21 protein-coding genes are annotated in these 26,021 nt (G+C 46.4%); 20 read left to right on the forward strand and 1 reads right to left on the reverse strand.

From position 1 onward, the window contains the following. The first annotated feature begins 199 nt into the window (after positions 1–199). Together gltB and B9D94_RS30865 are read left to right on the forward strand one after the other, a co-directional pair. Positions 200–4,795 (forward strand): glutamate synthase large subunit, encoded by a 4,596-nt coding sequence (gene gltB, locus B9D94_RS04520; protein WP_148246526.1) that lies wholly within the window; start codon positions 200–202, stop codon positions 4,793–4,795. A gap of 338 nt (positions 4,796–5,133) precedes the next feature. Continuing rightward, positions 5,134–5,280: a hypothetical protein gene (locus B9D94_RS30865; RefSeq protein WP_006212503.1), complete on the forward strand. Its 147-nt coding sequence runs from the start codon at positions 5,134–5,136 to the stop codon at positions 5,278–5,280. Between the two features lie 103 nt (positions 5,281–5,383). On the opposite strand, the gene B9D94_RS04525 is transcribed toward B9D94_RS30865, so the two are convergent. Further along, positions 5,384–5,752 (reverse strand): helix-turn-helix domain-containing protein, encoded by a 369-nt coding sequence (locus B9D94_RS04525; RefSeq protein WP_006212502.1) that lies wholly within the window; start codon positions 5,750–5,752, stop codon positions 5,384–5,386. Between the two features lie 846 nt (positions 5,753–6,598). On the opposite strand from B9D94_RS04525, the gene B9D94_RS04535 reads away from it, so the two are divergent. From B9D94_RS04535 to B9D94_RS04625, 18 genes are all read left to right on the forward strand, one after another. Then, positions 6,599–7,288 (forward strand): CpsD/CapB family tyrosine-protein kinase, encoded by a 690-nt coding sequence (locus tag B9D94_RS04535; protein WP_006212500.1) that lies wholly within the window; start codon positions 6,599–6,601, stop codon positions 7,286–7,288. After that, positions 7,285–8,337 (forward strand): nucleotidyltransferase family protein, encoded by a 1,053-nt coding sequence (locus tag B9D94_RS04540; RefSeq protein ID WP_148248724.1) that lies wholly within the window; start codon positions 7,285–7,287, stop codon positions 8,335–8,337. The genes B9D94_RS04535 and B9D94_RS04540 overlap by 4 nt, the downstream gene beginning before the upstream one ends. A gap of 287 nt (positions 8,338–8,624) precedes the next feature. After that, positions 8,625–9,416: a hypothetical protein gene (locus tag B9D94_RS04545; protein ID WP_063477703.1), complete on the forward strand. Its 792-nt coding sequence runs from the start codon at positions 8,625–8,627 to the stop codon at positions 9,414–9,416. Beyond that, complete coding sequence (locus tag B9D94_RS04550; protein WP_006212496.1) at positions 9,413–9,694, forward strand: PqqD family protein; 282 nt, start codon at positions 9,413–9,415, stop codon at positions 9,692–9,694. Before B9D94_RS04545 ends, B9D94_RS04550 begins: the two co-directional genes overlap by 4 nt. After that, on the forward strand, positions 9,684–10,121 hold the full coding sequence (locus B9D94_RS04555; protein ID WP_063477702.1) for a S24/S26 family peptidase: 438 nt from the start codon (positions 9,684–9,686) through the stop codon (positions 10,119–10,121). The genes B9D94_RS04550 and B9D94_RS04555 overlap by 11 nt, the downstream gene beginning before the upstream one ends. A 76-nt stretch (positions 10,122–10,197) precedes the next feature. After that, on the forward strand, positions 10,198–12,378 hold the full coding sequence (locus B9D94_RS04560) for an ABC transporter ATP-binding protein (RefSeq protein ID WP_006212494.1): 2,181 nt from the start codon (positions 10,198–10,200) through the stop codon (positions 12,376–12,378). Positions 12,379–12,458: 80 nt separating this feature from the next. Beyond that, complete coding sequence (locus B9D94_RS04565) at positions 12,459–12,869, forward strand: DUF1854 domain-containing protein (protein WP_253806103.1); 411 nt, start codon at positions 12,459–12,461, stop codon at positions 12,867–12,869. A gap of 327 nt (positions 12,870–13,196) precedes the next feature. Next, a complete protein-coding gene (locus B9D94_RS04570; protein WP_253806104.1) occupies positions 13,197–13,925 on the forward strand; it encodes a YveK family protein in 729 nt (242 codons plus the stop codon). 221 nt (positions 13,926–14,146) lie between these two features. Next, positions 14,147–15,040 carry a UTP--glucose-1-phosphate uridylyltransferase GalU gene (gene galU, locus B9D94_RS04575; RefSeq protein ID WP_006212491.1) on the forward strand — a complete coding sequence of 298 codons (894 nt, stop codon included), beginning with the start codon at positions 14,147–14,149 and terminating at the stop codon, positions 15,038–15,040. Positions 15,041–15,056: 16 nt separating this feature from the next. After that, positions 15,057–15,764, forward strand: a complete 708-nt coding sequence (locus B9D94_RS04580; RefSeq protein ID WP_006212490.1) for a sugar transferase — start codon at positions 15,057–15,059, stop codon at positions 15,762–15,764. A gap of 17 nt (positions 15,765–15,781) precedes the next feature. Further along, the gene (locus tag B9D94_RS04585; RefSeq protein ID WP_036640757.1) at positions 15,782–16,735 is read left to right on the forward strand and encodes a GDP-L-fucose synthase family protein; all 954 of its coding nucleotides are present in this window, start codon (positions 15,782–15,784) and stop codon (positions 16,733–16,735) included. Between the two features lie 2 nt (positions 16,736–16,737). After that, positions 16,738–17,736, forward strand: a complete 999-nt coding sequence (gmd, locus tag B9D94_RS04590) for a GDP-mannose 4,6-dehydratase (protein WP_006212488.1) — start codon at positions 16,738–16,740, stop codon at positions 17,734–17,736. 77 nt (positions 17,737–17,813) lie between these two features. After that, positions 17,814–19,991 (forward strand): oligosaccharide flippase family protein, encoded by a 2,178-nt coding sequence (locus B9D94_RS31385; RefSeq protein WP_253806175.1) that lies wholly within the window; start codon positions 17,814–17,816, stop codon positions 19,989–19,991. Further along, positions 19,981–20,829, forward strand: coding sequence for a glycosyltransferase family 2 protein (locus tag B9D94_RS04605; RefSeq protein WP_148246528.1), 849 nt, complete (start codon positions 19,981–19,983; stop codon positions 20,827–20,829). Before B9D94_RS31385 ends, B9D94_RS04605 begins: the two co-directional genes overlap by 11 nt. A 62-nt stretch (positions 20,830–20,891) precedes the next feature. After that, positions 20,892–22,076, forward strand: a complete 1,185-nt coding sequence (locus B9D94_RS04610; protein ID WP_006212484.1) for a hypothetical protein — start codon at positions 20,892–20,894, stop codon at positions 22,074–22,076. Next, positions 22,073–23,362 carry a membrane protein gene (locus B9D94_RS04615; RefSeq protein WP_036640705.1) on the forward strand — a complete coding sequence of 430 codons (1,290 nt, stop codon included), beginning with the start codon at positions 22,073–22,075 and terminating at the stop codon, positions 23,360–23,362. Before B9D94_RS04610 ends, B9D94_RS04615 begins: the two co-directional genes overlap by 4 nt. Positions 23,363–23,373: 11 nt before the next feature. After that, entirely contained in the window at positions 23,374–24,606 is a 1,233-nt protein-coding gene (locus B9D94_RS04620) for a glycosyltransferase family 4 protein (protein ID WP_063477697.1), read from the forward strand. Between the two features lie 32 nt (positions 24,607–24,638). Next, complete coding sequence (locus B9D94_RS04625; RefSeq protein WP_006212481.1) at positions 24,639–26,003, forward strand: sugar phosphate nucleotidyltransferase; 1,365 nt, start codon at positions 24,639–24,641, stop codon at positions 26,001–26,003. Positions 26,004–26,021: the final 18 nt, after the last annotated feature.

Consider the following 26,021-nt stretch of genomic DNA (forward strand, 5'->3'; position numbering starts at 1 on the left):
TGCATTGTATGAGGGTGATAAAATATATAGAACTAATTAATCTACGTGTTAGGTAAATGTCAACCTTTGGCGCTTTTGCACAATACTGCATCACCTCAAGACAGTGTGTCCACTGCAGGTGAGGATTGATGTCCAACCTTTATGTTTTTTCTGTTATTGATCAGCAGTTTTTATTCTATAAAAAGAAAGGTTGCATCTTATGAAACATACTGATTTTCCCCAGAAACAGGGCCTCTATGATCCGCAGTTTGAAAAAGATGCTTGCGGTATGGGTTTCGTTGCCCATATCAAGGGTAAGCCATCCCACGAAATCGTCAGCAGCGCGCTGACTATGCTTGCCAATATGGAGCATCGCGGCGGTCAGGGCAGCGAGCCGAACTCCGGTGACGGCGCTGGGATTATGTTGCAGATTCCTCATTCTTTTTTCTCCGCAGAAGCGGCCAAACTGGGCTTTGAGCTCCCCGAGGCCGGGCACTATGGTGCGGGCATGCTGTTCCTTTCCCACGATCCTGCCGTTCGCACGGCACATGAGGACCAGTTGGCTTCCATTATTGCTGAGGAAGGTCAGACCCTGATCGGGTTTCGCGATGTGCCAACCAGCGATGAAATGCTCGGCAAGTCCGCAAAAGCGGCAAAGCCGTATGTTCGCCAAGTGTTCATTGGACGCAGCGCCGACATTCAGGATGATCTTGCGTTCGAGCGCAAGCTGTATGTCATCCGTCGTCGTGCCGAGCTGGCTATCCGTTACAGCGGCAAGCCCGAGGGCGACAGCTTCTATGTATCCAGTCTTTCCTGCCGCAAAATCGTATACAAAGGCATGCTGACGACGGAACAGGTCGGGGAGTTCTACCTTGACCTCCAGGAAGAAGGACTGGAATCCGCAATCGCGCTGATTCACTCCCGTTTCAGCACGAACACCTTCCCGAGCTGGGAACGGGCGCATCCGTACCGATTCATGATTCACAACGGCGAGATTAACACGCTGCGCGGTAATGTGAACTGGATGCACGCACGCCAGTCGCTGTTCGAGCATGAGCTGTTCGGAAGCGACCTCGAGAAGGTGAAACCTGTAATCAATCCGGACGGTTCCGATACCGGTATGTTTGATAATACATTTGAATTCCTGTATCTCAGTGGTCGTTCCCTGCCGCATGTGGCTATGATGATGGTTCCCGAGCCATGGAGCAATCATGAGAGCATGGATAAAACCAAAAAAGCATTCTACGAATATCACAGTACGCTGATGGAACCATGGGACGGTCCAGCAGCCATGGCGTTCACTGACGGAGTCCAGATCGGGGCTACCCTGGACCGGAACGGACTGCGTCCATCCCGGTATTATGTGACCAAGGATGATCTGATCATCCTGTCCTCCGAAGCGGGCGTGCTCGATGTTCCGCCGGAAAATGTGTTGTACAAGGACCGCTTGCGTCCAGGACGGATGCTGCTTGTTGATACGAAGGAAGGCCGCATCATCTCCGACGAAGAGGTCAAGGCCAGCATTGCAGCCGAGCTTCCTTACTCGGATTGGCTGGATGAGCATCTGGTAGAGCTTCATGATCTTCCTGAAGCGCCGGAACTGCCGGATCCGAAGCACGAGAATGTGCGCCAGCTCCAGCAAGCGTTCGGCTACACTTATGAGGAGCTGCGCAAAGTGCTGGAGCCGATGGCGATCACCGGCGCGGAAGCCATAGCGTCCATGGGTTACGATGCACCGCTTGCGGTGTTGTCCGACCGGCCGCAGCGGCTGTTCAACTACTTCAAGCAGATGTTTGCCCAGGTTACCAACCCGCCGATCGATGCGATTCGCGAAGAACTGGTGACTTCAACCGCAACGACCATCGGTCCGGAGCGCAACCTGCTGAAGCCGGAACCGGAAAGCTGCCGCCACATCCGCCTGGATTCACCGGTGCTGTCCAATGAAGAATTTGCGAAGCTGCGCCATGTTCGCCGTCCCGGCTTCAAGTCCATGACGATTCCGATCTTCTTCCCGCCAGCGGAAGGGGCTGAAGGTCTGCGCAAAGCAATCAATACGCTGTGCGAGGCAGCGGATCGAGTGATTGCCAAGGGCCATAACATTCTGATCCTATCGGACCGGGGTGTGGACAAAGACAATGCTGCGATTCCTTCGCTGCTCGCCGTCTCGTCGCTCCATCACCACCTGATTCGTCAAGGAACTCGGACGAAGGTGGCTATCCTGCTCGAATCCGGTGAGCCACGCGAAGTGCATCATTACGCGCTGCTGCTCGGTTACGGTGTGAGTGCAGTCAATCCGTACCTCGCGTTCGAAACGCTGGACGATATGATTCAGGAAGGCATGCTGCGCGGCATTTCACATGAGAAGGCTGTGAAGAACTACATTAAAGCAGCAAGCAAGAGCGTTGTTAAAGTCCTGTCGAAGATGGGGATTTCTACAATCCAGTCCTACCGTGGCGCTCAGATCTTCGAGGCTGTCGGCCTGAAGGAAGATTTCGTGGAAAGTTATTTCACACGTACACCATCCCGTATTGGCGGCATCGGCCTGGAGGAAGTGGCCAAGGAAGCGCTGGCCCACCACGACCGTGCCTTTACCGATAAAGATGGCAATGATAAAGCGCTGGATTCAGCCGGCGAGTATCAATGGAGAGCAGACGGGGAAGAGCATTTGTTCAACCCGAGAACGATCCATCTGCTGCAGCAGGCTGTTCGGACGAATGATTATGCAACATACAAGAAGTATGCCGAGCTTGTACAGGGTGAGAATGAGCAGCATCTGACACTGCGTTCCCTCTTGAAAATCAAGCCGGTCGGCGAACCGGTTCCGCTGGATGAGGTTGAATCTGCAGCCTCCATTATGCGGCGTTTTAAGACCGGTGCGATGTCCTTCGGCTCCATCAGTAAGGAAGCGCATGAGAGTCTAGCAATCGGGATGAACCGCATCGGCGGCAAGAGTAATACGGGCGAAGGCGGAGAAGATCCGGGACGTTATGTGCCGGATGCTAACGGCGATTCCCGCCGCAGTGCCATCAAGCAGGTTGCTTCGGGAAGATTCGGCGTAACCTCCAACTATCTGGTTAACGCAGACGAAATCCAGATCAAGATGGCGCAGGGGGCGAAGCCGGGTGAAGGCGGACAGCTGCCGGGACGTAAAGTGTATCCTTGGGTAGCTGAGGTTCGGGGATCAACGCCGGGTGTAGGCTTGATCTCGCCACCACCGCATCACGATATCTACTCCATTGAGGATTTGGCAGAGCTCATCTATGATCTGAAGAACTCGAATCCGCGTGCGGATATCAACGTGAAGCTTGTATCCGAGGTCGGTGTAGGTACCATTGCAGCAGGTGTTGCGAAGGGCCGTGCAGATATTATTTTGATTAGCGGTTACGATGGCGGTACAGGCGCTTCACCGCAAGGCTCCATTCGCCATGCCGGTATGCCGTGGGAGCTTGGACTTGCCGAAACGCATCAGACCCTCATCATGAACAATCTGCGTGACCGCGTTGTGCTTGAAACCGATGGCAAAATGCTGAACGGACGCGATTTGGTTGTGGCGGCGCTGCTTGGAGCCGAAGAGTATGGATTCTCGACTGCACCACTGGTTGCCATCGGCTGTATCATGATGCGTGTATGCCAAATGGATACTTGTCCGGTTGGCGTAGCCACGCAAAATCCGGAGCTGCGTAAGAACTTTACGGGCGATCCGGAGCATGTGGTCAACTTTATGCGTTTTGTTGCTGAAGACATGCGGGAACTTATGGCGGAGCTTGGCTTCCGTACCATTGATGATATGATCGGACGCACCGATTGCCTGGACGCCGTTCAAGCCGATTATCACTGGAAGAAGAAAGGCGTGGATATTTCCGCCCTTCTGTATACGCCGGAGCTTCCGGAAGGCAGCACACGCTTCCGCACGCAAAGGCAGAATCATGGCCTGGAAGAAACGCTGGATATGCGCTCTCTGCTGAGCAGCGCTGCACCTGCATTGGAATCGGGAGCAGCTGTTGAAGGCACGTTCCCGATCACGAATGTGGATCGTGCGGTTGGTACTATTCTGGGCAGTGAAGTGACACGTAAATACGGTGCTGCCGGACTGCCGGAAGATACGATTCAATTCAGCTTCACTGGTTCCGCTGGTCAGAGCTTTGGTGCATTTGTGCCGAAAGGGATGACCCTGACGGTAGAAGGGGACGCCAATGACTATATTGGTAAAGGACTTTCCGGTGGCAAGCTGGTCGTGAAGCCTTCACCGAAAGCGACCTTCAAAGCAGAAGAGAACATCATTGCGGGTAATACCGCATTCTACGGTGCTACAGGAGGCGAAGCCTACGTAAGAGGCATCGCGGGCGAGCGCTTTGCCGTTCGTAACTCGGGTGCGAACATCGTGGTTGAAGGTGTCGGTGATCATGGCTGCGAATATATGACGGGCGGCCGGGTGGTTGTTCTCGGGGAAACCGGGCGCAACTTTGCAGCGGGCATGTCCGGCGGCGTTGCATACGTCTATGATCCGGAAGGTACTTTTGTAGATCGCTGCAACCTGGAAATGGTGCTCCTCGAGCGTGTAGAGGAAACATCAGAAGCGGAAGCACTCCTTCGTCTGGTTCAGCAGCATGAGCGGTATACCGGCAGTGCGCCGGCACAGCAAATTCTTGCGGATTGGGATCAGGCGCTAAGCCGCTTTGTTCGTATCATTCCGAAGGATTATAAACGGATGCTGCTGCATATCGAGAAGGTTCAAGACCAAGGCCTGACAGGCGAAGCGGCGCTCCTCGCTGCATTTGAGGCAAATATGAAAGAACTGGCTCGTACAGGGAACTAGAACCGGGCTCAAGTTGCGTCAAACCACATTGTATTCTTAAATGAATCCAATGTGGTTTTTTTATATATAAATAAGATACAATCGAAATCATCAATAATCTAAAATATGTGACATCATCTCCCCATATAAAATTCGACAAAATTAGAACCCGAAGCATAGGACAATGGTTCCACAAGACGACAGTATCGTGTGAATACATTCGCTATAATATTGGTAAGTAAGTTTGGTGAGTAAATTGGTTTAGCGAGTAAGTTTTTGTACGGATGAGAAATAATGACAACGAGTTTGCGGAGTTGGGGATGGAGAGGAAATTATAGATAAGCGAGGTAGTTGTGGAAATGAGTGTGGACAAGGAGAGAGGCTCTGGAAGCACCGAGCAGCAGCTTGACCAGCAGAAGACGAATATAGACATCTATAAGCTCATGACTCAAATGGGAATCCATCCTGATAAATGGCTGCAAATGGAGGAACTTCATAAAGATTAAATCATTTGTCATCACTTATACATGACAATTAGTGAAAATCCCCGATATCACTGAGAACTTCTCATCAGTGATTATCGGGGATTTCCATTATTCGTTGCCATGATTACTTCATAGACCGTTCCATGCGAACAAATGCAATAAACCGTCTGGCTTCCTCTTCCGTTAGCTTGCGACCATCCACCGTGAGATTGAATCGCTCCAGCAGGTCTTGATCCGAGAGTTCAAGTCCGTCCACAAATGATCGAACCTCCGGATCAAGCACCGCTTTCTCCTGTGCCGTTCTCCCGATTAGATAATCTATCGATACGTCAAAGAGGTCTGCCAGGCGGGTCAATGTTTCGAAATCCGGTTTGCGCCGGTTTTTCTCATAATGGGATAGTGCAGCACGAGTAATGCCGACAGAGGTAGCGAGTTCTTCCTGAGTCCACCCGCGCTGTTCACGTAGTTCTGAAATTCGTACTCCGTAGTTCATGCTAGATCCCCCTTTCAATTGCTGGCAATACCTGTTGTGTAAAAAAATAAATTTGTCCAAAATTTATATCAATCAGCCTAAGGTACTTTAACTCAGTCTTATCCTGAGAGGTTGTACCTTTACGAAACATGCTAATTTCACACACAGGAGGTAGAAACTGACGATTTTCCTGTTGACTTGATACAATATGTATCGTAAAATTGGAAAATAAAATGATACATAATGTATCTGGATAATTCAAAAGAAGTAACACTTAGTATCATTTTATCCATGGATAAAATGTCCCATACCAGAATTTATAGAAATAAAGGAGCGAATTAAATTCCTGATGTCAAGTGAAACGAAGCATCTTATAACGCTTGGGATTAGAGTCATGGAAATTGGCGCACTGAGTGTGCACGGCAGAAGCCACAATGTAACTCCGGTTGAGCTTAGCCCGGAGAAGCTTGTTTTCCTGTGTCCCTGGGACATCCCGATAAGTCCTAAGATAAAACTAAGCTACGAAATTGATGACACTTATGATCATATTCAAGTTTTTGGCAGGATCCAGATTCAAGAGCATTTACATGATTATCAGTTATATCAGGTTGAAATATGTACAGACCGCGATCAAAAAGCACGGATAACAGGAATGCTTAACCGAATGATCAGTAGTCATATGGCGCTAAATCACTCCGTTTATAGAAATTACATACATAGTTCGCAAGGCCAATATAATAAAAAGCTAATCATACAGTGATACAGACATTTTACTATATTTGAGTTGCTTGGTCATTAGTTCTTTTACCTTAAATCCGTGCACTCATGCATAGAGAACGGACTATTTTAATAGGCAGGTGAGGTAATATGGCAAGAAAATACAAAAACCCCTTGGTTACCGTCATTAATCCAAAATCTCCGGCAGCAGAATCTTATCGAGGACTGCGGACTAATATTCAATTTTCTGTTCATGACAAGCAAGTAAGGGTCATCATGGTTGCTTCGGCCCAAATGAATGAAGGCAAAACCACAACGGTAAGTAATCTGGCTGTTGCCTATGCTCATGAAGGTAAAAATGTATTATTAATCGAAGCAGATTTACGCAAACCCTCGTTACACCATGTATTCGGCGTTTCCAATGAAACTGGATTAACAAATGTTTTGGCCCAGCAGATGGATGTTGAAGATGTGATACGACAGACTGCTGTTCCTAATCTCTCCGTTATTCCTTCAGGCTCTATTCCATACAACCCCTCCGAAATGTTAGGTTCTCAAAATATGCAAGTGTTAATCCACGATCTCAAGCAGAAGTATGACATGATCTTGTTTGATACGCCTCCGGTATTGGCAGTCAGTGACGCGCTTATTGTCAGCGCTTTGTGTGATGGTGTTGTTTTAGTTGTGCTAGGAGGGAAAGTAAAGAAATCCCAGGTCAAAAAGGCAAAGGCTCAACTCGAGCATGTTAAGGCACGTCTTCTTGGGGTAGTGCTTAACAATATCACCATTCGCGAAAATGAAGCTGAACAGCTTTATTATGGCAGTACATGGCTGAAATGAAGAACCAAGATGTCCTGGTTACGTTTCTTGATGAGTTATATCAGGGACGATTGCCCTCTCTTGATGAGATGCAATATGTCAACCTTATGATGGATATCGATTTATTTGATATCGCCCCACAGGTGTTCGCTGAGCTTCGACAAAAAGGATTGTCTCATCAAGTACCTGAACAGGTCCGGCTCAAGTTAAGCTCTGAAGCAGATATTGTCCTGATACAGAACTTCCTCATTAAAACCGAACTGAAAATGATACTTCAGACCTTCGAAGCGTCCTGTATAGAGGTAATCCCTTTAAAAGGGACACAGCTTGCTGAACGCTATTTCGGCGGTCTTGCAGCTCGTGGAACGACGGATATTGATTTGCTTGTTGGTAAGAAGGACTTACATCAGGCAAGCGATTTGTTGATCAGCCTTGGATTTGATAAAGTGACAGGCGATCCGACCCATTTCCATGAAGAATACGTCAAACCATTGAATAATGCCAGTTTCCCCTCATTAACCGTAGAACTGCATTGGAATATTATCAGGGAAGATTTTACGAATACTGATGTCTCGCGCTTGTGGAGAGATGCTTCCTTAATGAGTGGCTACCATTATGTCTATGAGCTGAGTCCCTTGCACACTTTCTATCATATATGCTTGCATGGTATGAATCATCATATGATGTCGATGAAATATTTTGTAGATATAGCAACCCTTATTCACGTGATGGATAGCAGGCTCGAGTATGCTGAATTACTAGATGTTGCCGCCGCAGATCGAAATCTTTCTAAGGTATGGATTGCTTTGTCTTTAGCTTATGATATGCTTCCACATCTTCAAAGGTTGAAGCCGATGCCCATGCTTCCTTATAAGTTTAAGTATCCTGGATGGAATCTTGAAAAAGCACGCAAGGTAATGCTGGGTCGTAAAGGTTTCAGTTACTCCTGGTTTCGAATTGTGACTGCATTTACGGTTCACGATACATGGGGGCAGCGTTGGTCCCAGCTAGGGTTCCTGATTTGGAATCTTCCATTATTGTGGATCCGAAAACGTGAAATCTTCAGATAGCTTCTTTTTACTATTTACAAGTTACGATGTGTAACAATAATCAGTTGACATGATACATATTGTATCATAAACTAATCCTCAAGAAGGAGGTGTTAAGTATGAAAAAAACGTATGAGGCTCCCAAGATTTTGGCACAAGGCAAAGTGGAGTTCGGCACAACTCGTCCCAGCAACCCGGGTGGAGGCGGGAATCCTATCTGGTAACAGGTATACATTTATTTATTAATGACTCCATGCACAGTTTTCGCTCGAATTGAATTATTATAAGTGGAAGTTGAGGTTGATCATATGTTTGTAGCTACTGCAATAGTCGGAAAGTCCCGGATATCCTTCAAAACACAATCAGAACGAATGGCTGAATTTGTCAAGCGGCGGTTCAGGATATCCAATATTCAACATCAGGAGCCGCAGGCTGACCTGTATGTTCGTATTCAGGATGGGTACGGAAAGCCCTTTGATGAAGGACCTGTCCATATTTCCGCATCCGACCATTCGGTTACTTTCCAGCGCTGCGACTATCATATGGTTTCATCCCGGGATTACAGCTCGGCGGAAATTCATATCTATGATGAGTTTGCCTTGAAGCATGCACTTATTAACTTGTATAGCTCATGGCTAATCCATGGAGCGCGCGGGCTGCTGATCCATTCCTCTTGTGTGATTCATGAAGGCAAAGCATGGATGTTTGCAGGCCAATCCGGTGCAGGGAAGTCTACTGTAGCTGAGTTGTCGCGTCCGCGTCCGATTTTATCTGATGAAGCTACGTTTCTGTACATAGAAGAAAACGGACGTGTGACCGTATACGATTCTCCATTTCGTAGCGAGATGGAGAATCCCTGTGAACTTGAAGAGGCGAAATTATACGGTATTCATTATATTATTCAATCACCTGACGTTGAGCGTATTTCAATCACACCGTTAGATGGATTCGCTCTTATGTTGGATAAGGTATTTTATTGGCGCCACGATGCAGAGGAAACAAGAAACATGATCGCTTTATGCAAGAAAGTGGTACAGCAGGTTCCATCGTACCAGCTCTATTTTCAGAAAAATGATACGTTTTGGGAGAGGATTTCATGAGTCAAACACAAACGAAGCTGCTGAGAAGGAATGAACATGTTGAGAGCGAAATGATTGGCAGTGAATGGATTCTGCTAAATATGAAGGAGCATGTGGCGACCAAGTTGAATGAGCTTGGAGGTTATATATGGAGCATCATCCCTGAATATGGACTCATTGATGAGATCATTGAGAAAATTGCCGAAGAGTATGAGATTGATCGTCATACTGCTGAACAAGATGTGAACTCCTTTATAGAGCAGCTGTTAGGCAGCGGTCTGCTGAAATATGATGGATGAGACCAAAATCGTGACCGAATGGTTGACTAGACGCGGAGGGATCGAGCTTCCCTCCTGGGGACGCAGTATGTTTCCCTTCATGATGGAAGGGGAGCGCAGCTCCTTTGAGGCGTTCAACCATGACGGACTCCGGATCGGTGAAGTATATCTCTTCATTACCACAGAGGGAAAGCTCGTCTGTCATCGTCTTTATGATATTCAAGGGGAAGGCGATTCGAAACAGTACATATTTAAAGGGGATACGAATATTGTCCCTGATGAACCGGTAAATGCCGCTCGGATTCTGGGGTGTTTCACGGGCACGTATAAGAAAAAAGGCTGGATTCCGGCCCATCATTGGAAGTTGTCATTGCTAACCTGGATAACACTTAACATACCGCTGTGGCCAAAGATGGTGAGGCGGTATTTGTCGTTCAGAAGGCTATAAATAGAAAGTTGTGTTGATTATGAGGGGAATAAGAAGACGAGAATCGAGCGCATCTGGTAATTCGGGATTATTTGGCATGGAAGAAGCATGGCTGACATTACAGGGAGACTTGAACCGCAATATGCAGTTTGAACAATTACAGGTTTTGTTTACTGCTTCCAAGCTTCTCGTACTGGATCGTGAAGGGAGACAAATCCTGCACATTCCCAAGCAGAATGTTGAAAACATTAGATTGATTGAGGCTCTGGGCGGTGGCTATCTTGTGGCTTCGACAGCTAAAGGTCCGGTTGAAATTCTTCGGTTCACGGAAATGCATCTCGATTCCTGTCGTAAGGCTCTATCACGGGTTGAACAGTGGGTATCGAAAGATTCATTCACCACGGATAAACGCAACGATTTGAAGGATAGAAATAAAACCTGTGCCCATTGTGGGCGCGTTATGAGATCTGCTAAGGATTCCTGTATGCGTTGTAACCGTAAATGGAGTACCGTGTCTCATCTTCTTCAGCGGAGTAGAGCCTATAGTGCTTCTATGATTGTGATGGGAATTATCGTTATCCTTACGGTTCTTGTATCACTTGCCCCTCCGTATATAATCAAATGGATTATTGACGGGATATCAGCACCTGTCGGTATGGGTGGCGTTTCCTCTCATTTATTATGGATGTCTGGTTTGCTCGCGGGGATTTACATTTTACAAGCCCTGCTGCAAATGATTGAAGGCTATACTGCGATTTCGATCGGTGGGCGTTTTCTGGGTGAACTTCGGAGAGATATGTTTCATGCCCTGATGAAGCAATCCATGCGTTTTTTTGATAACCGTCAGGTTTCTCAATATATTGGACGCATTAACCAGGATACCGATACCATCAAGGATTTTATGTCCCAAGGCATAGTTCATCTGACATCGCAATTGTTATCAGCCCTCTTTATTCTGGGGATGCTGTTCTATTTGGATTGGCGTATGACCTTGATGATTCTAATACCGCTTCCACCGCTTGGACTATTCGTGATGCGTCTGTGGCCCAAGGTGAGAGAAATGTGGTATTCCCAGTGGCAGTCGTCTATTCATGTTCAAAATATGGTTGGAGAAGCCCTTCAGGGAATACGGATCATTAAAGCTTTCTCTAAGGAAAATGATGAGAAAGAGCGTTTTGATAAGGCAAATTCTCGATTTGTAAACCGCATGATATCCATACAGAATTTATGGATGTTCATGACACCCGTACTGACGTTGTTTATTTCATTATTTGTTGCGCTTATCTGGTTTGCCGGAGGACGAAAAGTTCTGGAAGGTGGCATGACTGTCGGAACCTTGAGTGCATATGCAACTTATCTGATCATGTTTTTCGGACCTGTTAAATGGTTGGCGCAGTCCGCAAGCTGGATAAATGAGGTGCTTGGATCCGCAGAACGAATTTTTGAGGTGATCCATACTCCAGCCGAAGTGACGGACGACGAGGAAGCGCAGCCACTTAGCAAAGTCCGGGGAGAGATTAGATACAACCATGTGGGGTTTGGTTATGCGCAAGATAGACGGATTTTGCATGGAATCGATCTCCATATTGCACCTGGTGAAATGATAGGCTTAATCGGTCCCTCCGGGGCGGGCAAGTCGACTTTGATTCATCTGTTATGCCGCTTCTATGATCCGGATGAGGGGGAGATATTACTGGATGGCCGTCGCCTTAGCAGCATCAGACAAGAGGAACTGCGCAAAAATATCGGTGTTGTCTTTCAGGAAACCTTCCTCTTTGATGGTACGATTGCACAGAATATCGCTTACGGAAATCCTGAAGCTGAAGCACAGGATATTATACAGGCAGCAATGACCGCAAATGCACATGATTTTATATGCCGACTCCCTCATGGCTATGAGACAAAGGTAGGAGAGCGTGGACACCGTCTGTCTGGGGGAGAGCGGCAGCGAATAGCGATTGCAAGAGCTGTATTACTCGATCCACCGATCCTCATTCTGGATGAAGCAACATCTTCCGTAGATGTTGAGACCGAAGCGGTCATTCAGGAAGCAATGGATAAGGTGATTCAAGGGAGGACGACCATTGTGATTGCCCATCGCCTGTCAACCCTACAGCGCGCAGACCGGCTTTTGGTTCTTGAAGGAGGAAGACTTGTCGAAAGCGGAAGTCATGAGGAGCTGCTCAATCGCGGAGGGGTATACCATCGTTTGCTTCATGCTGCACAGGGGGCGTCAGGCAGAGAGGTATGGATACCGATGCAGGAGGTTGCGAGATAGTGAGAATAAGCAGGGGAATACGACATAAGGGTTCAGGGCTTCGGTTTTATCGGAATGAGGAAGGGGTACTGGAGGCTGTTATGAATGGAGAGCCGGTCAGTGATATATACCTCGTTCTCACATTTCCAGTTACAGAGCCGGAGAGGTATATTTCTGTGCGAACCGCATCGCATCAAGAGATTCACCTAATTCATTCGTTAAGTGAGTTAGATATATCAAGCCAAGCTGCGGTACGGGAGGATCTTGAGCGCCGCTATATGATTCCTAAAGTTGTTGCAATCAAGATGATCAAACGTCAGGGTAACCATTGGTTATGGGATGTGGAGACCAGTTATGGCAAGGTTGTGTTTCGTACGAACCAACCCCAAGAGAATATAGACATACTATCAAACGAAACATACATCATTCGAGATACCGATGGAAGGCGATTTGCTCTACATGTGTCGCGCCTCGACAAACGCAGCAAGCTATTTTGGAATAAAATCATTTAGTTATATGGACTCACAATTTAAATGAAAAGAGTACCAAATTATGTAAACGCTTGCCGAAAGGAGGCGTTTTTCTTTTTTTATTATCCTGTATTTATATTTGTGTACGCTTTCATGCCTAGAAAATATGCTGAAATATTGTGAGATATCTTCTGATTGTGTAACAAAATGTATCGTTAATAGGTAAATAAGACCAATTCAGTATTGACATGATACGAATTGTATCGTAAATTGAAGATGCTATATGATACGAATTGTATCGGAAAAGAACATTTGCTTATGGACGGAGGAAATTTAGTGGAACTTGAACTTAAGGAGTATGCTACCGTTTTGAAAAAAAGACTATGGCTAATTCTCCTTGTTGTTGCTGTGGTCTGCGTACTCGTTGGATTTTACAGCTATCGAATGGTTGAACCTCAATATGAAGCAAGCAACAAGATGATTGTGACAAACAAAACAGAGGAGAAAAAGTCTGTCCTTAGTTCAGATGACATGGATATGGGGATGCGCTTGGTTTATACATACAAGGAAATTATCGGAACGAGCGTGATTTTGGAGAAGGTCGTTGAGCAGCATCCGGAATTGAAACTCACTGTGAAAGATTTGATGGATATGATGGTGGTTGATTCGGTGCAGGATACACCGGTTATGACGATATCTGTCAGAGATTATAGCTATGAAGGTGCCCTTAAAGTATCAAAGGCCGTTGCTGATGTATTTAAATCCGAAATCTCCTCTATCATTCCGGGTGGAAACATAACGATTCTGTATGAAAATAATGCAGATCCCAAACCAGTCACTCCAAGCCCATTGCTGTATGTGGTGATTGCTTTCGTAGTGTCACTTATGCTGTCGATTGGCTTCTGCTTCTTGCTCGAATATTTGGATGATTCTATCCGTACTGACAAAGAGGTCGAGATGGTTCTTGGACTTCCAACTCTTGCTGTCATACAGCATTTCAAATCAAGTGATTTCAAAGCGAGAGGCGGATCCGTTTCCAGACGCAGCCCGGTAGAACCTCCAGGGTCCGGTAAAGCTATCGTTAACGCGTCTGATTGATAGGATTTTAAGATAGCATACATCAGGTGATGCCTACTGAACCTCTACCACCGTAGGCACTCGATTATGCTGTGGGCATCCGTAATGAAGGATGCCTTAGACGTTCATCGTCAAGGGCATAAAGTGAGGCAGGGTTAGATGCCCTCGCTTAAGCACTCGGCATACACGACAACCAATCTTCCGGTACACACGAAATGATAAGGATAGAGGAGGGAAGTACAATGGCAACCATTAAAAAAGCTATCATACCTGCTGCCGGACTGGGTACTCGATTTTTGCCAGCAACCAAGGCAATGCCCAAAGAGATGCTTCCGATCGTGGATAAACCAACTATCCAGTACATTGTGGAAGAGGCAATAGAGTCAGGTATTGAGGACATTATTATCGTCACAGGTAAAGGCAAGCGGGCAATTGAGGATCATTTTGATCATGCATTTGAGCTAGAGCATAAGTTGAGGCAAACCAAGAAACTTGATTTGCTTCATGAGGTACAGCGTCCTTCACGAATGGCGGACATTCATTATATTCGTCAGAAGGAACCCAAAGGGCTGGGTCATGCTGTATGGTGCGCACGAAAGTTTATAGGCAACGAACCGTTTGCCGTTCTGCTGGGGGACGATATTGTTCGTGCCGATAAGCCGTGCATCAAACAATTGATTGAGCAGTACGAACAGACACAGAGTTCAGTCATCGGCGTGAAATACGTATCTCCCGAAGAGGTGCATCGATACGGAATCATTGATCCGTACCCTGTACCCACCATTGGGGGATTATCCCGAGTACAAGGAATGGTGGAAAAGCCGCAAGCCGATGAAGCTCCATCGAATTTGGCTATCATGGGACGCTATATCCTAACTCCAGCCATATTTTCATACCTTGAACAAATGAAAGAAGGAATCGGTGGGGAAATCCAACTGACGGATGCCATACAGAAGTTGACTGACATTGAAGAAGTGTACGCCTACCAGTATGAAGGCACCCGCTATGACGTTGGAGAGAAGCTCGGGTTTATTCTTACATCGGTTGAGTTCGCATTGATGAAAGATGAGCTGCGTCTTCCATTACTGCATGGACTTGAGCAAATGATACATAAGAATCGAACGTTGGCTAGATAGGAGACCAGGTCAAGCCATGAATGTAGAGACGACGATAGAAACGAGAACGCTGGAGAGTGTTGTAGCAGAAGAATATCCGATGATGACAGGGGTACACCTTGTTCCAGCGAAGCCCCATATCGGGTATTCCCGACTGAAAAGGGTAGGGGACGCCATTCTGTCTGCAGTTGGTCTTATTCTGCTCTTGCCTCTATTTATGATCATATTCCTGTGTATGAAGTTCGAAAATCCCCATGGCCCCATGTTTTTCTCTCAGACCCGCGTAGGAAAAAACGGGAGAATCTTTAAAATGTACAAAATCCGTTCCATGGTTGTAAACGCGGAGGAGCTGCAACAAAAACTGATTCATCTAAATGAGATTGAGGGTGCTATGTTCAAGATGAAGAACGACCCTCGGATCACGAAGGTCGGACGTATTCTTCGGAGAACGAGTCTTGATGAGCTTCCACAGCTGTGGAATGTACTCCGGGGCGAAATGAGCCTTGTTGGCCCGAGACCGCCGCTGCCTACAGAGGTAGAGTCCTATACACCATATGATATGCAGCGGTTAAGTGTAGTACCTGGCTGTACCGGCTTGTGGCAGGTAAGCGGGAGAAACGCGCTTGGATTCCATGAAATGGTGGAGTTGGATTTGCAGTACATCCGCGAACAATCTACGACCCAGGATATCCGGATTATGCTAAAGACAGTCCGAGTGTTTCTAGGGTCCAAAGATGCTTTTTAATGAAGGAGATGGCAGATATGAATTTGGATTCCCGGATATATGTGGCCGGTCATCGCGGTCTTGTGGGATCTGCTATTGTAAGAGCTCTTGAACAACAGGGATACCATAATCTGGTTACCCGTACCAGTCAAGAGCTGGATCTGCGAGAACATGATCGCGTAGAGCAATTCTTTTGCAGTGAAGGAATCGAATACGTGTTTCTCGCTGCAGCGAAAGTCGGTGGCATCGTTGCTAATCGCGATTATCCTGCCGATTTCATACGCGATAATCTTCAAATCCAGAATAATGTTATTGATCTTTCTTACCGCTACGGAGTGAAGAAGCTGCTATTTCTTGGCTCTACGTGTATTTACCCCAAATTGGCGCCACAGCCGATGAAAGAAGAATATTTCATGACAGGCACTTTAGAACCTACCAATGAGGCATATGCCATTGCCAAAATAGCCGGGATCACGATGTGTCAATCATATAACAGGCAATATGGAACTCGCTTTATATCGGCCATGCCTACGAATTTATACGGTCCGAATGATAATTATGATTTGGAAACCTCTCATGTTCTTCCGGCTTTACTGCGGAAAATACATGAAGCTAAAGAGAATGGCCGACAAGAAGTAGAAATATGGGGAAGTGGTCAGCCAAAACGGGAATTTCTCCATGCTGACGATCTTGCCGATGCTTGTGTATTCCTGATGAATCAATATGAGGGGAATGACATTGTCAATATCGGATGCGGTAAGGATGTGTCGATCCGTGAGCTTGCCGAAAGTATTGCCTCCATTATTGGTTACGAAGGACAGTTTGTTTATAACACTTCGAAGCCTGACGGAACACCAAGGAAGCTGGTTGATGTTAGCAGACTGACTGAGCTTGGCTGGAGGGCTTCGATTACTTTGGAGCATGGCTTAGCCCGAACGTACGATCATTTTTTGGAATCTCATCAGATCTTCAGTAAACCTGTTGGAGGATAAATATGAAAAGAGCATTGATTACCGGTGTTACCGGCCAGGATGGTTCATATCTTGCTGAATTTCTTCTCAGCAAAGGCTACACGGTCTATGGACTGAGACGTCGGACCAGCACGCCCAATTATGAGAATGTGCAGCATATCAAGGAGCAAATTCACTGGATATCTGGCGATCTTACCGATCTTGCATCACTAATCGAGGCTGTCCGTATTGCGGATCCTCATGAAGTATATAACCTGGCAGCCCAGTCTTATGTAGCGGCTTCCTGGCCTCAGCCTCTGGCGACAGGTCAAATGACAGCCATCAGCGTTACCAATATGCTGGAGGCGGTCCGACTCGTTAAACCGGATACGCGTTTCTATCAAGCATCGAGTAGCGAGATGTTTGGCAAGGTGATTGAAACTCCGCAGAAGGAGACCACTCCATTTTATCCGCGAAGTCCTTATGGTGTAGCTAAGGTATATGGTCATTGGATCACGGTGAATTATCGAGAAAGCTTTGGGATGTTTGCTTGCTCCGGCATTTTATTCAATCATGAATCCCCTCGGCGGGGGTTGGAGTTTGTTACCAGGAAAGTGACAGATGCTGTGGCCAGGATCAAACATGGTTTGCAGCAAGAGCTGCGTATGGGGAATCTTGATGCGTTGAGGGATTGGGGATATGCAGGGGATTATATTAAGGCCATGTGGTTAATGCTCCAGCAGGAGCAACCGGACGATTTCGTCATATCGACGGGTGAAATGCATACAGTCAGAGAGCTGCTTGAAGTAGCCTTCTCGTATGTGGACTTAAATTATGAGGATTATGTAGTCATGGACCCAGAATTCGTACGACCTGCGGAGGTTGATTTGCTTCTCGGGGATTGTACGAAAGCTAAACAGCAGCTGGGGTGGGAACTTGAAGTCAGTTTTCAGCAGTTAATTAAAATGATGGTGGATGAGGACATGAAGCGGGTGCGAGCAGAGATTAAATACCAAGAAGCGCTGTCTGCGGCATTGGTGTGAGAAGCAAACGCTCATCAAGAAAACAGAGCGGAAAGCATGGACTCCATCATCTTCGTGAATTAACTCGTAATCAAACTGTGAATGGTGGTTTGTGGATATTTGTAGGGCGGGCATTCTTTGCGGGGTCCGCCTTACTTATTAACATTTTACTATCAAGGGTCCTGGATACGGCAGCTTTCGGTGCATATTTGATGGCTTTTAACATCGCTTTTTTCGGTGGTGTGTTCGGTACGCTCGGATTGAATCAGAGTATTATTCGTTTTATGGCTGAGCACAGGGAAAATGGAACGTGGAGGAGGGCCAAGAATACCGCGCTGCTGTCTTTAAAGTTAGCGTCTATTGGAGCGGCGGGTACGGGACTGTTGTATATATTTTTGCAGCTCACGCTCCTTAAAGGCGTATTAGGCTCGGAACTTATGGCTTCCGCTGCACTATGGACAGGGCTATGGATTATGCTGACGGTGCTGCAGAATTTAATAGCTGAAACCTTTCGGGGTCATGGTGATGTCAAACAGGCAACATTATTTAGCGGCGTATTGTCCAATTTCTGCATGCTTGTGGGTTTGGGTTTGATGATGTGGCTGGGCCGTTCGTCTTGGTCGCTTCAGGAAGCGCTCCTGCTCGTGACAGTCTGTATGGGGGCAAGCTGCTTCATAGCCGGTTGGCGATTGTTAAAGCTCCTCCAGGTAAGAAACCGGCAGCAAACGAATGAAGCGGCAATGAGCAATGAGCCAAGGGCACGGCAACTGCTGGCTGTCTCATTGCCAATGATGGCATCCAATGTAGCTCTGTTTATGCTGACCTCAAGCGACATCTGGATTTTAGGTGTATTTTACAGCGAGAGTGAAGTGGCGATTTACGGGGCAGCAGTTCGCTTATTGGCGGTGCTTAATTTTTTTGTGGTGTTGATGAATACATTGATGACGAGTATCATCTCCAAATATTTCGGCAGTGCTCAGTTCCCCAAAATACAGAATTATGGACGAGTTATAGTGGGGATCTCCACATTGCCTGCAATTGTTATTGGAGCTGTTTTTATTGTAATGGGCGAGCAAGTACTCAATCTGGCTTTTGGAACTACATATGGTTCGGGTCAAACGATACTGGCGGTATTGTCGGTGGGGCAGTTAATTAATTTGTTTGCAGGTCCATCAGGCCTGCTTCTGACCTTAACCGGTAATGAGCGTACCATGTTGAAGATTACACTGATTACGAGTGTTGTCACGGTAATAGCAGCTGTAACAGTTGTTTATCTATGGGGACCTTTTGCGCTTGCGATAGTGATGGTATGCGGTTTGTTTGCACAGAACGGGTGGATGTGGGTAGAAGTGAGAAGAAAACTTGGTATTTCGGTTCACTTCAATCCCGTTGATCTGGTTCGTCAGTTGATACGTCTTGCAGGCAGAAACAAAAACTTAGAACAGCAAGTTCGAATCCAAGGGAGCCAGTTACAAATGATACGGACTCAGTGGGTAGAAGACAGATCTGAAGTATTTCTGTCCGTAGTCACGGTTTGCAGGAATAATTTGCAGGGTCTGATCAAAACTTGGCAGAGCGTAAGGTCCCAATCTATCTCGTTGGAGTGGATCGTAGTGGATGGACAATCAGACGACGGTACGCTGGTTTTTCTTCAGAGTATTGAAGATGAACGGTTGTCTTTTATCAGTGAACCAGATCAAGGCATCTACGATGCCATGAATAAAGGGCTGGAACATTGTAAAGGTCGTTACGTTGTCTTCATGAATTCCGGGGATCAGTTTCATGATCATTTGACTGGAGACTTGCTTCAAGTGCAGGCCTTACGAAATCACCTACCCGATTTGCTGTATGGCGATGCACTTGAGGAAACAACTTTCGGTGAACTGTTATACAAAGCAGCCCGCAGTCATAAGCGAATGTGGTACGGCATGTTTACGCATCATCAGTCCATGGCTTTCAGGCTGGGAAGCCTGCACAGCATCAGGTATCGCCTTGAATATCCCATTGGAGCCGATTACGCTTTGACGGCAGAACTGTTGGTAAGAGGTGGAACTGCAGCATACATTCCGGAGCCCTTATGTATTTTTGAACAGGGTGGAGTCTCACAAATACAGCATAGGCAAGGTCAGAGGGATCAATGGTTTATCCGCAAGACTATTCTTAGGATGCCGATCATCCTTCGTGTTGCCGTTGCATTGCTGCATTGGGGTGTTCGTTTGGTTAAACATAGCTTTCCTAAATTCTATAAGAAGGTGCGCTTTTCTTATGAAAAATAAAATTCCGGTGTCCGTCATTATCATGACAAAGAACGAAGAAAAAAATATCGCGAAATGTCTGGCTTCGGTATCTGCTTTTGATGAAATATTCGTCGTTGATTCCAACAGCACGGATCGAACCTGTACTATAGCAAGGGAAATGGGTGCTCATGTAATCAATTTCACTTGGAATGGTCAGTACCCCAAGAAGAAGCAATGGTGCCTTGAGGAATTGCCATTCCGAAACGACTATGTGTTTTATGTTGATGCTGATGAAGAAGCTACTCCAAAGCTGGTTGCCGAAGTGATGGATATGTTTCAGAGTAATCAGATATTGGCCGCAGGTTACTTCGTAGCATACGACTATGTTTTCATGAACAAAGTGCTCAAGCATGGGCACAGGATGTATAAGCTTGTACTGTTTCACCGTAGCCAAGGCAGGTTTTTGGATCATAACGATCTGTCTGCGTCGAATATGTGGGAAGTGGAAGGGCATTATCAGCCTCAAATCGATGGAGGTACCGGGGTGCTGGGCAACTGCATGGTGCACTATGATCATGATTCCCTGTTTGACTATTTTGCGAAGCATAATCGCTACTCGGATTGGGAGGCTGTTGTCCGCTCTAATGGTGGTTTCCGTAATCTGAACGAATCCCAAATCTTTATCCGCAGTCTTCAGAAAAAGCTTTTTGATCGAATGCCGCTGAAATGGGTCGTTGCATTTATACACTCATACATTGTTAAACTCGGCTTTCTTGATGGATCCGCCGGTTTCCACTATGCCTTTGCTCGTTCCGTTTATTATTGGCAGATTGGAATCAAGATGTCGGAACTTCGGAAAGTAAGTCAGGGCACATGAACAGCCGTAGTGCTATCGGTAATCCGTTGTCCTCAGTCCCAACTCCGAACGGAGGAGGGATTTTGGGAGGGCTGGCATTTATCCTGGCTCTCTTGATTTACGCTATATTCAGCGCTCCATTTCCAGCCAATCCAGGCATGACAGAAGTTCTGATTGCTGTATTGCTCATATTGTTTGTATCACTTCCTACAGGAATTTTTGTCATAAGCGGCGGTTTCACGCTATATCGCAGATATGACACAGTTCCCATGCCGCTGCATTTGGGTTTTTTTGTGCTGCTGTGGCTGGGCCTACTAAATGGAGGCGTAATATACCGATGGGATTCTACGGATATATTGCGTGATCTCATCCCATGTGTGTATTTATTCGTCCCCTTGCTCCTTCTTCCAGCGATGAACCGTTCCAAATTAAAGTGGTTGTCTATTCTTCCTTGGTTAGTCGCAGTAATGGGTGTTATTTTATCCATCAGATTTTATATGGAAGTTCGTATTTCACCGCTGGATATAGGGAAAATGTATTATTTTGATAATTTTCTATACCTTCCGTATGATCCGAGTGTCTCTTTTGCAGGGGTTTTCCTTCCAATCATGGCTGTACACACGTGGAAAAGCTCAAACCCACTCCGTTGGCTAAGCAGTCTTGCTATGTTAATCGGAGGGTTTTTGGCGTTAGGGTCCCTAATGGCAGTGGCACAGCGGGCGCCTCTTGGGCTGGCTGTCCTATGCTTTGCGGTATATTTTGGTTTAAGTTCTGGAAGGTCCGTACGCAAGTTGCTCGTTATCCTTGTGATCATGATTGGAGCTGGAATGCTGGCACAGGAACAGATATCGAGTTCGTTTGATTTGCTGTTATCCAAGCAAGTGAACTATGGAGCGAACGGTAAGACAGATGAACTGGCAGCTGTTCTTCAGGAAACATCCAAATCGGTGTACACCTTGCTGCTCGGCATCGGGTGGGGGGGATTATTCTTTGATCCTACTTATATGTCGGAAGTCTCGTTTACGCACTCGGCATTTACCTTTCTGCTTTTAAAAGGGGGGGTTATCGGCCTGACTGTCTTCTTGGCTTATCTTAGCTGGATCTCACTGAAGTGCCTAAGACGGGTAAACATGAACAATCTGCCTTATATGCTTGCAGCTGGAGTTCCGATTATGATCGGATTGTTTTTTCAGCCCAGTTTTAAGACTCTTTCCTATGGAATGCTCCTCACTGTTCTGATCTTAAAAGATAAGGAGTCAATCTCATGAATCACAATCTGAGTTTACCTGCTGATACATTGCATAATCGAGGCAGAAGCTCAGTGGCCAACTGGGGAGGATTCGGTTTTATAGCGGCGCTGCTGTTATATGCGCTGTTTAGTTCCCCTTTTCCAGCGGACCCAGGTATTCCAGAAGCTTTGATTGCCGTTCTTTTGATTTTATTTGTATCCGTTCCAACGGGAATCATCGTCTTGGGTGGAGGTTTCTCGTTGTATCGGCATTACGGAACCGTCCCTGTCATTATTCACGCGGGTTTTTTCTTCTTATTGTGGATTGGACTCCTGAATGGCGGGGTTGTTTATGGCTGGGATATGACGGATATTATCCGCGATCTGATCCCATGTGTGTATCTGTTCGTTCCGTTATTGCTTCTGCCTGCGATGAAACGCTCAACGCTTAACTGGCTTGCCATATTGCCCTGGATCATATCCGTAATGGGCGTCATTCTATCTATTCGATTTTACCTCGTTGTACAGATTTCCCCGCTTGAAGTGGGCAGAATGTACTATTTTGACAACTTTTTATATCTACCTTATGATCCGAGCGTTTCTTTTGCGGGAGTCTTTCTTCCTATCATGGCGGTCCATACGTGGAAAAGTGCAAGCCCATTTCGATGGTTGGGCAGCATTGCGATGCTGACTGGAGGCTTTCTGGCGCTTGGCTCGCTCATGGCCGTTGCCCAGCGTGCACCTCTTGCACTTGCCGTGCTGTGCTTTGCTGTGTATTTCCTGGTAAGTTCACGCAAATCAATGAATAAGCTGATCATCGGGCTGATCGTTCTTGTTGCAGCAGGAATTTTTGCCCAAGAACAAATCTCCAATTCATTTGAACTGTTGGTATCTAAGCAGGAGGATTTTGGCGCCAACGGAAAAACGGATGAGCTCGCTGCCGTATTGGCTGAAACCTCAGCGTCTCCCTACTCCATGTTGTTTGGAGTGGGCTGGGGAGGGTTGTTTCATGATCCGGCGGTGAACAACATTCTTGTCTCCTATACCCATTCAGCTGTCAGCTTTTTCTTGCTGAAGGGTGGATTGATTGGCATCGCTGTGTTGATGTCTTATCTTGGCTGGATCATGTACAGGGCTTTACAGCGGTTTACGATGGTCATGCTTCCTTATATGCTGGCAGCGTTTGTACCTGTAGTCATCGGCCTGTTGTTTCAGGTCAGTTACAAAACCTTGTCGTACGGAATGATCCTTACCCTGATTTGCCTGATACATAAGGATGTCGGTAAGGTTCATACAAATGACCAGAAGAACATTCCAAGACAGTAAGGGGTCATGAAATGAAAAAAGAAATTGTGTTTGTAGCTAATTATTTTCATCCGGATTATGCTTCCTCAGGGCAATTATTGACTGAGCTTTGTCTTGAACTTCAGCATGATTTTGATGTGACAGTTATCGCTGTTCAGCCGGAAAATGTAGATCTAGGCAAGAGAAATAAGCTGTTCGAATACGATCAGCTCGAACAAATACGCGTTATCCGTCTGCGTACACCCAAAGTGGATAAACGAAGCAAATTCAGCCGTGTCATGTTTATCCTGTCATATTTTATATTGGCTGTTATTGCTCTGCTGCGTATTAAGAAGGTGGATGTGATTTATACAATATCTTCGCCTCCAATTATCGGGGGATTGGTCGGAGCAATCGGTAAGGTTCTGAAACGGGGCAAACTCGTGTATAACATTATGGATTTTAATCCAGAGCAGGCTGAAGCTATCAGTTATACGAATCGTAAATGGCTGTTTAGTCTGGCGAAGAAAATTGATAACTTGAGCTGTAGCGTATCCGATCATATCATCACAGTTGGACAGGACATGCAAGAAACGCTGAACCACCGTTTTCGCGGGCGCAGGGTGCCCAGCAACAGTGTCATCAACAATTGGACTGACGAGCAGGATATCATCCCCTTGCCTCGCAGTCATGCTCAAGTATCGAAGTTTGTGAGAGAGCATGATTTACAAGGGAAATTTATCGTGATGTATTCGGGCAATCTGGGTTTGTATTACGATTTGGAGAATATTATTCGAGTGGCTTCGGATTTTAAGGATCATCCGGAAATCCTGTTTGTTTTTATCGGGGATGGCGCAGTGAAGCCCGAAATGCAGCGGTATGTGAAGGATAAGGGATTACAGAATGTGCGTTTCCTTCCTTTTCAGCCTAAGGAACATATCAAATACTCCCTGTGCGCAGCAGATGTTCATCTGGTAGTCAATCAAAAGGGAATCAAGGGTGTCTCTGTTCCGAGCAAAATATACGGCGTTATGGCAGCTGGAAAGCCAATTCTCGGTGTCCTGGAACAAGGCAGCGAGGCTGCTGTTCTAATTAAGGAGAGCGGATGCGGAGTTGTGATAGAGCCGCAACAATACCATGAAATCTCCGAGCATATAGCGAATATGTACGCCTGCGGTCAGGAGACGTTGGAATTGACAGGGCGAGGCGGCAGGTTATATTTGGAACGTTATCTTGCCAAATCTCAGTCCATCGATAAATACCGAACGCTTCTGCAATCCATATAATTTCTGTGTGAAGGATGGAGGGAAGTAGTAAGATGAAAATTATTTTATTGTCCGGTGGTTCAGGTAAGCGTCTATGGCCTCTCTCCAACGAACTTCGTTCCAAACAGTTCCTCAAAGTGCTCCCAGGAGATAAGGGACAGTCTGAATCTATGGTCCAACGGGTTTGGAAACAGCTGCAGAAGACCAATTTGGCTGATTCATCCTTTATTGCCGCAGGCATATCGCAGATTGAAATTATTCGAAATCAGCTCCCTGGCAGAGTGCCCATTATCGTGGAACCCCAGCGGCGGGATACCTTCCCGGCTATTGCGCTCGCTGCCGTATACTTGTATTCGATTGCCAATGTGGATTTGAAGGAAACAATAACAGTATTGCCTGTAGACCCTTTTGTGGAAGAACCTTTTTTTCAGACCTTGTCTTCCTTAGATCGAGTTTTAGCCGATTCAGGAGCAGATATCGCTCTGATGGGAGTCAAACCAACCTATCCTTCGGAGAAATACGGTTATATTCTGCCAGAGCGAGCCAAAGCCGGACCGGTCGCCTTCCATAAAGTAAAAAGCTTTAAAGAAAAACCAAGCGAAGAGCAGGCCCTGGAATACATGGAACAGTCTGCTTATTGGAACTGCGGTGTGTTTTCTTTCAAGCTCGATTATCTAATTCAGCTGTTGATTGATAAGGGACTGCCGATTCAATATGAGGAGATGTCGAAACAATATTCGCGATTGTCCAAGATCAGCTTTGATTATGAGGTAATAGAGCAGGCTCAGCGCGTAGTGGTTGTTCCGTATGAAGGCAGCTGGAAGGACCTTGGGACATGGAACACGCTAACAGAAGAGATTCCCTCGCCCATAAACGGAAAGGGAATGATCAGCGATGATTGCCAGAACACGCATTTAATTAATGAATTGGATATTCCGGTAGCCGTGTTGGGGCTCTCTAATGTAGTAGTTGCTACAGGTGCTGATGGTATTTTGGTTACGGAGAAATCATCCAGTCCGCGATTGAAAGAATTCATTTCACATATCGAACAGCGGCCAATGTACGAGGAACGGCGATGGGGGTGGTATCGGGTGCTGGACCTGCAAAAGCACAAGAATGGGCAGGAGGTTCTGACAAAGCGAATTCGGATAGATGCAGGGAAGAACTCCAGTTATCATTATCATCTTCACCGTGAAGAATATTGGACCATTACGAGCGGTACTGGAGAAGTGTGCATTCAAGATAAGGTGCAACCCGTTAAAGCCGGAGATGTGCTCAAAATTCCAGCGGGAACCCTGCATGGTATTCGTGCCCTGGAGGATCTTGAATTTATAGAGGTTCAATCCGGTACTGAGGTATCAGAGGAAGATACGATAAGGCTAACGTTTCAATGGGAAGAAATGACTCAGTTCGTCTAAGGGTATAGGCGATAATGT

This window comes from Paenibacillus sp. Cedars (assembly GCF_003184205.1).
In the GTDB taxonomy this organism is placed as follows: domain Bacteria; phylum Bacillota; class Bacilli; order Paenibacillales; family Paenibacillaceae; genus Paenibacillus_AQ; species Paenibacillus_AQ glucanolyticus.

Excerpts from the sequence above, each read along its gene's own strand:
- B9D94_RS04625 (WP_006212481.1), top strand. The coding sequence starts at position 24,639 with ATGAAAATTATTTTATTGTCCGGTGGTTCAGGTAAGCGTCTATGGCCT.
- B9D94_RS04525 (WP_006212502.1), bottom strand. The coding sequence starts at position 5,752 with ATGAACTACGGAGTACGAATTTCAGAACTACGTGAACAGCGCGGGTGG.
- B9D94_RS04585 (WP_036640757.1), top strand. The coding sequence starts at position 15,782 with ATGAATTTGGATTCCCGGATATATGTGGCCGGTCATCGCGGTCTTGTG.
- gmd (WP_006212488.1), top strand. The coding sequence starts at position 16,738 with ATGAAAAGAGCATTGATTACCGGTGTTACCGGCCAGGATGGTTCATAT.
- B9D94_RS04550 (WP_006212496.1), top strand. The coding sequence starts at position 9,413 with ATGAGTCAAACACAAACGAAGCTGCTGAGAAGGAATGAACATGTTGAG.
- B9D94_RS04620 (WP_063477697.1), top strand. The coding sequence starts at position 23,374 with ATGAAAAAAGAAATTGTGTTTGTAGCTAATTATTTTCATCCGGATTAT.
- B9D94_RS04560 (WP_006212494.1), top strand. The coding sequence starts at position 10,198 with ATGGAAGAAGCATGGCTGACATTACAGGGAGACTTGAACCGCAATATG.
- B9D94_RS04580 (WP_006212490.1), top strand. The coding sequence starts at position 15,057 with ATGAATGTAGAGACGACGATAGAAACGAGAACGCTGGAGAGTGTTGTA.
- B9D94_RS04540 (WP_148248724.1), top strand. The coding sequence starts at position 7,285 with ATGAAGAACCAAGATGTCCTGGTTACGTTTCTTGATGAGTTATATCAG.
- B9D94_RS04605 (WP_148246528.1), top strand. The coding sequence starts at position 19,981 with ATGAAAAATAAAATTCCGGTGTCCGTCATTATCATGACAAAGAACGAA.
- gltB (WP_148246526.1), top strand. The coding sequence starts at position 200 with ATGAAACATACTGATTTTCCCCAGAAACAGGGCCTCTATGATCCGCAG.
- B9D94_RS04565 (WP_253806103.1), top strand. The coding sequence starts at position 12,459 with ATGAATGGAGAGCCGGTCAGTGATATATACCTCGTTCTCACATTTCCA.
- B9D94_RS04535 (WP_006212500.1), top strand. The coding sequence starts at position 6,599 with ATGGCAAGAAAATACAAAAACCCCTTGGTTACCGTCATTAATCCAAAA.
- B9D94_RS04555 (WP_063477702.1), top strand. The coding sequence starts at position 9,684 with ATGATGGATGAGACCAAAATCGTGACCGAATGGTTGACTAGACGCGGA.
- B9D94_RS04545 (WP_063477703.1), top strand. The coding sequence starts at position 8,625 with ATGTTTGTAGCTACTGCAATAGTCGGAAAGTCCCGGATATCCTTCAAA.
- B9D94_RS30865 (WP_006212503.1), top strand. The coding sequence starts at position 5,134 with ATGAGTGTGGACAAGGAGAGAGGCTCTGGAAGCACCGAGCAGCAGCTT.
- B9D94_RS04615 (WP_036640705.1), top strand. The coding sequence starts at position 22,073 with ATGAATCACAATCTGAGTTTACCTGCTGATACATTGCATAATCGAGGC.
- galU (WP_006212491.1), top strand. The coding sequence starts at position 14,147 with ATGGCAACCATTAAAAAAGCTATCATACCTGCTGCCGGACTGGGTACT.